General features: G+C 52.7%; 3 protein-coding genes. 2 read left to right on the plus strand and 1 reads right to left on the minus strand.

The features are described from left to right. A partial coding sequence (locus JIN87_RS27380; protein WP_200359823.1) for an ArsR family transcriptional regulator occupies positions 1-135 on the minus strand: 135 nt, incomplete at its 3' end. 218 nt (positions 136-353) lie between these two features. Between JIN87_RS27380 and JIN87_RS27385 the strand changes: the two genes are divergently transcribed. Both JIN87_RS27385 and JIN87_RS27390 read left to right on the plus strand, forming a co-directional pair. Next, positions 354-854 carry a hypothetical protein gene (locus tag JIN87_RS27385; RefSeq protein ID WP_200359819.1) on the plus strand — a complete coding sequence of 167 codons (501 nt, stop codon included), beginning with the start codon at positions 354-356 and terminating at the stop codon, positions 852-854. Continuing rightward, positions 847-6,186, plus strand: coding sequence for a M12 family metallo-peptidase (locus JIN87_RS27390; protein ID WP_200359821.1), 5,340 nt, complete (start codon positions 847-849; stop codon positions 6,184-6,186). The genes JIN87_RS27385 and JIN87_RS27390 overlap by 8 nt, the downstream gene beginning before the upstream one ends. The last annotated feature ends 123 nt before the right edge of the window (positions 6,187-6,309 follow it).

Raw genomic sequence — 6,309 nt, forward strand, 5'->3', positions numbered from 1 at the left:
GAGCTGTTTCGAGATTTTTGGCTGGGGAAGTTGCAGCGCTTCCTGTACGTGGCATACGCAGAGGGGGCCGCCTCGTAGCAGGTTGAGGATGCGTAAGCGAGTTTCGTCGGCGAGGGCTGATTGAACTGCACAGATGCGAACTTCGACTGGGCTTTGGGGTCTGTAATTCTACTTGGGCTTGCAACAGCAATGCTATAAGGGATTATCCCGAAACAGTGAAGATGAGAAAGCCAGTTCCGGTGTTTTGTACCGTATCTCTGTTCGTTGTTGTGGGATCCGTTGCCTACTTTTTTTTAAAGCCAAAAAGTAACAAGCCGGACTCTTCTCAGCTGCATGACGAAGCAACAAAAGCGATGGAACCAGGGAAGGAGTCCAACGGCGAAATTGTTGCTCTCGTCGTTCCAACACTGGAAGAACCGAACGTTCGTTCCGCGTTCTCGCGGATCGAAGTAGGATCTGTCGAATCGCTTTCCGAAGAAGCCGGTCATTCGCACTCTTTAGGGCTCTGGTCGGGGAGTATCGAGCCGGCCCCAAATAAATGGAATGCTCCGACTGTAAGCGAACTAGAACCGCTTCGCATGGAGCTCAGCACCCCTGATGGTGAGGAGCATCAGCTTGAGTTTGACCGTTTTGTGGGGACTACGAACGAGAAGGGGACGTACATAGGATCGCTCGTTGGTGAACCTGCGTCTCAAGCTATATTCAGCTACGTAAACGATGCTGTTGTCGCGACGATGCGTTTGCCCAGTAGAAACACGGCATGGGAAATCCGCAACCAAGGCTCGGGAGTTCAGCTCTTTGAGAAAGTGGACCTAAGCAAGATGAAATTCTGTGAGCTTTGTCGTTATGAGTGATTTCTTTACTTGTCTGCTCTCTGTTGGTCGCTGTCTGTTCCTGTCTGCTTGGGTGGTCTTGCTTGCGAGCGACCTCCGCGGGGAAGATCAGACTCTAGACATTCTCGTTGTTTACACACCGGCTCTTGCTTCCTATTACGGAGGAGAGGATGGGGTCGAGGCTTTGGTGCAGAGCTCGTTGATTAGTAGCAATGAGGCTTTCAGCAACAGCGGGATCTCTCTCAAGCTAAGATTAGTCGGGTTGCAACGTGTCGACTACAACGAAGCTGCTGAGGAAATGGAGATCGATTTGGATCATCTCCGGAAACGGGATGGTGTCATTGACGAGGTTCTCGATTGGCGGGAGGACACGGGTGCAGACTTGGTCTACCTTTTCCGCAGCGACACCTACAGTATCGACCACATAGGAATTGCATACCAACTCAGCGAGACGAGCGGAAGCCCTAGCTTCGGTTTTGGCGTGGTCAGCGGGCAGAATGTGCTCAGTGGTCTGGTCCTACAGCACGAGATTGGGCACAATCTTGGTGCGGCCCATGACCCCGACAACACTGATGGTCCCGGGCTTTACTCCTATTCGTATGGACATCGCTTTGGTTCGTCAGATTCGCCTGAGTATTATCGATCCGTCATGGCTTATTCGCCGGGCGTTGAAGTGAACTATTTTTCGGGACCCGATGTTACATTCGATAGTTTCGCCACTGGAACAGAAGAGGCGGACAACGCTAGGACGTTGCGCCAATCCGCTGCTGTTGTCGTGGGATACCGTGGACGTTTGCCGCTAACGCCGCTGGCGCATGCAGGTCCTGACCAGCAAGTGGATGATCTTGACAATGATGGGGAGGCGCAGGTGCTGTTGGACGGGAGTCGTAGCCACTCTGTCGACGATATCGTTTCTTGGGAATGGACATGGGATGGCGGCTCGGCCGCTGGCGAAAACGCTTTGGTCGAGTTACCTGTGGGGAATCACGAGGTGCTACTCACAGTTACCAACCAATCTGGGCGAAGTACGATTGATGCTGTCTCCATTACGGTAGAGCGTTTTTCGGCGATTTCGCGGATATTCGCGAGGAAAGGCCGCTTGTTCATTCTGCGGGAAAATGGGTCGCTCTATGCTGCTGGAAACAACCGTGATGGGGCTTTGGGAATCAAGAGTGATGATTATTCGCTCAGCCAATTCCAGCGTGTTCCGCTCGATGATGTTGTTGAGATCGTGACGAGTGAATACCATACCCTGTTCCTTCTGGGGAGCGGAGCTGTTTACGCGAGCGGTTCGAATCCCAACGGAGCCTTTGGCGCAGGGCCTGATGTTCCCTTTGGAGTCTTGGAGAAGGTCTTCGATGGGGGGATCGTGTCCATCGCGACTGCCTTTGCTCACAGTCTTTTTGTTAGTGAAGATGGGAGGGTTCTTGCAAGTGGATCGGCTTGGGCGGGCAGATTTGGGATGCCGTCGGGCGATTTTCACTACACTCCAATCGAGATATATCCTTCAGGTGCAGTAAAGGCTGCTGCTGGTAACGACTTTTCTGCAATTCTAAAGAAGGATGGTTCCATCTGGTTGGCAGGTGAGATTCTTCGGTATGCCAAGCCGGAACTCCTATCCAACGAGTTTGCGAAATTTCACCAGCTGGCGGCTGACGGTTTCGTCGACATCGCTGCGGGCGCGGGGCATCTCGTTGCCTTAGGGGCGGACGGTAGTGTTTGGACAACGGGATCAGCTGGTTCGGGGCAGCTAGCGACTGGGGAGAGCGAAGGAGAGCAATATGGTTTCTTCAAGGTTTTGGATACAGGCGCTGAAGTGATCGAAGCCGGGCCTTTTTCGACCTTCGTTCGTCTGCAGGATGGTTCGTTTGTAGGTGCTGGCGACTTCTTGCCGACTCAATTCGAGCCGTTCACTGAAGATCAACACGGTTTCGTGACCCTGTTTAAAAGGAGAGCCGTTGAGCTCAGTGCGGGAGCTGACTTTGGAGCTGCGCTCCTGAAGGACGGCTCTGTTTGGGGAATGGGTAACAATCAATTTGGCCAGTTCGGTCTTGGCCCCGATGCGGATGCGAAACTGTCTTTTTCGAAGGTTTCGCCAACGACGAACCCTCTATTCGAAAATTTTGCTCCAACTCCCGTCGGTCGAGTTTCTGGTTTTGCGATCGATTTTGATGGGGATGGCTTTGCCAGCGTGCGGTTCGACAGTTCGGATTCGTTCGACGATTGGGCAATCGAGTCCTATCAATGGACGTGGCCGGATGGATCGTCAGATGAGCCGAATCCCGAACTGCTACTGCCGGTCGGGTCGGTCCCGATATCGTTGACTGTGACTGACGACAGCGGGGTTTCCTCGAGTCAGGATCTAACAATCGAAGTGAAGCCTGCCTCTCCGGTGGCCAGTGTTCTCGCTCTAAAAAATCGTATTCTCATCGTTAAGGAGGATGGCTCACTGTGGGGTGTTGGTTACAACGGATACAACGCTTTTGGAATCGATTCCGATCGGACTCGCTTGGAGACTTTCGAGCCTCTGTTTGAAGAGGGAGTGGTTCAAGTCGCGGGCGGTGAGCATCACACGTTGGTTTTGCTCGAAGACGGTTCTCTTTGGGCAGGAGGTTCGAATACTGAAGGACAGCTTGGGCTGGGAGATGTCAGGGGTCCGGAACCTTTGCAGCAAATCTGGCCGAATGGCGTTGTGGGGATCGCGGCTGGGGCTTTCCACAGTCTTTTTGTCCTCGGGGACGGCCGTGCGATGGCGATGGGGAGTAATTACGATGGGCAAACGGGATTTGCTATCGGTGTGGGGCAGATCCGTACTCCCGGGGTGCTCTACCCGTCGGGAGTGGTTCAAGGACTTGCTTCGGAGAGAGCGAGCTCTGTTTTTCTTGAGGATGGCAGTGTCTATATTACGGATCGTTGGTCCGCCGGAGGGCTTCGCGAACTGGTCGCGTCGGGTGTTGACCGCTTGTTAAGCATGGGGTCGGAGGCGTTGTTCTATCGGACAACTGAGGGAGAGGTCGCTGTGCGTTCTTACGATTCGGGCACGATTCAAGTCGGCGATTATTATTTTGGCGAAAGAAGTAGTCCGCTCGACATTTTCGGAACGTCGCTTGCGCAGGTTTCGGCGAATGGGGTTGATGTCGTGATGGTCGACGAAGAGGGTCGTAGTTTTGGAACGAACATGAAACGGAGCGACAACCGGGCCTTGGCTTTGCGTGAAGACGAGTTCGACGAGCATTTTTCCGGGCAAGTGGTAGCCGTCTCCTGCAGCTCAACGCATCGGGTTTTCATGCTCGAAGACGGCTCCGTTTGGGCAGCGGAGACTGGGCTTGGGAGATATGAAGGGTATCTTTCCGAATTCTCAGATTCAGCTCCCTTAATCAAGTTAGTCGAGGGAAGTTCTCTTCGAGTCAATGAGCCGCCAGTCGCGGAGGTTAGGAATAGCGAACCGGTGTATGACGTATTCAAGCAGGGCGGCGTTGCAGTTCTGCTCGATGGCTCTCTCAGCGGGGATGATAGGGCCATCAAAGAGTGGGAGTGGCGCTGGGACGGCAATGTTGCATACGGTCGTCTTTCCGTGAATACATTTCCGCTTGGCGATACCGAAGTTGTTTTGCGGGTAACAGATTACGATGGAGCCAGCGACACCGAAGTATTCACCGTCTCTGTGAGGGATGATCAAGCGGTCGCAGCTCTCTCAGGCGGTGTGGCGATCCTTGAAAATGGTCAGGCGTATTCGATGCGCCGAGAGGAAACTGGGATCTACGGTTATCCACAAACCTATCTATGGAGTTCCCCGCATGTGGCTCGACTTTCGGTTGATGGGCTCGTCTCAATCGAAGAGAGCGCTGAACGTTTCATAGTCGTCGATGACGCGGGAGGAGCATGGGTTGCTGGAAAAAACGACAGGGGGGAGCTTGGACTTGGTTTTAAGCAGTATAGCGTATCCTCTCCTCGTAGGGTTTTTCAAAGCGGTGTGGTGGATTCAGCGATAGGGAGAGAAAGCCTGTATCTGGTTTTTGAAGACGGGTCGTTGTGGTCGACTGAATATCGTGCTGAAGATGCGCAATCTAGTAATGGGGGTTCCAGCCTGAAAGCGTGGTCACGTAACCGAGCTTCCGGCGTGGTGCAGGTGGCAACTTACGGAAATCTGGTGATCTATCTTGAGGAGGACGGATCGGTGTGGGCTTATGGATACAATAGTTTGGGGGCGTTAGGTCCTTATCGCCATTTCGAATTTATTTCTCCGGAGGAGCCGTATCAGCTGATATCTGGTGGAGTCGAGCAGGTTTATGCGAGCCATGGCAGGATCCTGCTGGTTAAGAAAGACGGCAGTTTATGGGGAATGGGGAGCGGTTGGGGGGATGCGCTGGGGGGCAAGGAAGATTATGTAGATCGGTTTGTACCTATCTCGGCGGGACCTGTGCGTAAGGCCGCAAGCCGCAACAAACTGGTTGTATGGTTGTTGGAGGATGGTTCCCTTTGGGGAATGGGAGCATGGTTTGAGCAGTACGATGGAATCCACCAGTTGCGTTCCCGTCCAATTCAAGCCAGTCCTCTTTTGTTTGGTGATGTTCAAGATTTCACCTTTGCAGGCTCACAAGTCATTGCTTTGCGAAACGACGGCAAGTTGTACGTTGCAGAGAATGGCGACTACGACCAATTGCTCCCTCGCGAAGAGCGGGTTGGACCTTACTGGAAGCCATTAAACAATAAATCGGAACAGAAGGGGCCGCTTCCGCCCGTTGCGAATGCAGGTGACGATGTTGAAATCTATATTAGTAGGGAAAGCGCCAGAGTGATCCTGGATGGTTCGCTCTCGACGGATGATTGGGCGATTTCGAAATGGAGTTGGAAAGTCGGAGATCTGGTCTACAACAGTAAATTTGCTGGGCCTTGGCTTAGTGCTGGCAGCTATGTCGCAGAACTAACGGTAGAAGATGAAAACGGTAATGTTTCCACTGATACGATGAACCTGAATGTCGTCAGTGGTTCGGAGATCCAAACCTCGCTACAAAGGTATTTTTCAAAAGCCGAAATCGATGCGATGGAGGATCCCGAAAACTTGGATTACGATGGTGACAGCTTTTCAAACCAAGACGAGCTTCGGCTCGGAACAAATCCGAATGACTATGATTCCCGTGCAAAGCTCACGGTTTCGAATAAGGATCGTGAGCCTCTTCTTTTTATCCGAGGGGCTATAAAAACTTGGGCACTATCGATAGAGTACTCGTTTGATCTCAAAGAATGGCACGAGCTTGAGGCTGGTCGTTTGAGCGAAGTTCAACACGGGCTGGAGCTGCCGGGGGAGTTTTCCTTGCCTGTCTTTTTTCGTTTTGGGCCTCTTGTTGATTAAGCGTATCCGCGGTGTTTTCTGGATACGCTGGGAGCGCTAGCAGCAGCTTGAGGGGATGCAAGCGACGCTTGTATCGATCTTTTCGAGACGGGCGGAGTCTTTAGCGTAAGGCTCTGACTCGAA

This window comes from Pelagicoccus mobilis (assembly GCF_016595505.1).
Taxonomy (GTDB): Bacteria; Verrucomicrobiota; Verrucomicrobiia; order Opitutales; family Opitutaceae; genus Pelagicoccus; species Pelagicoccus mobilis.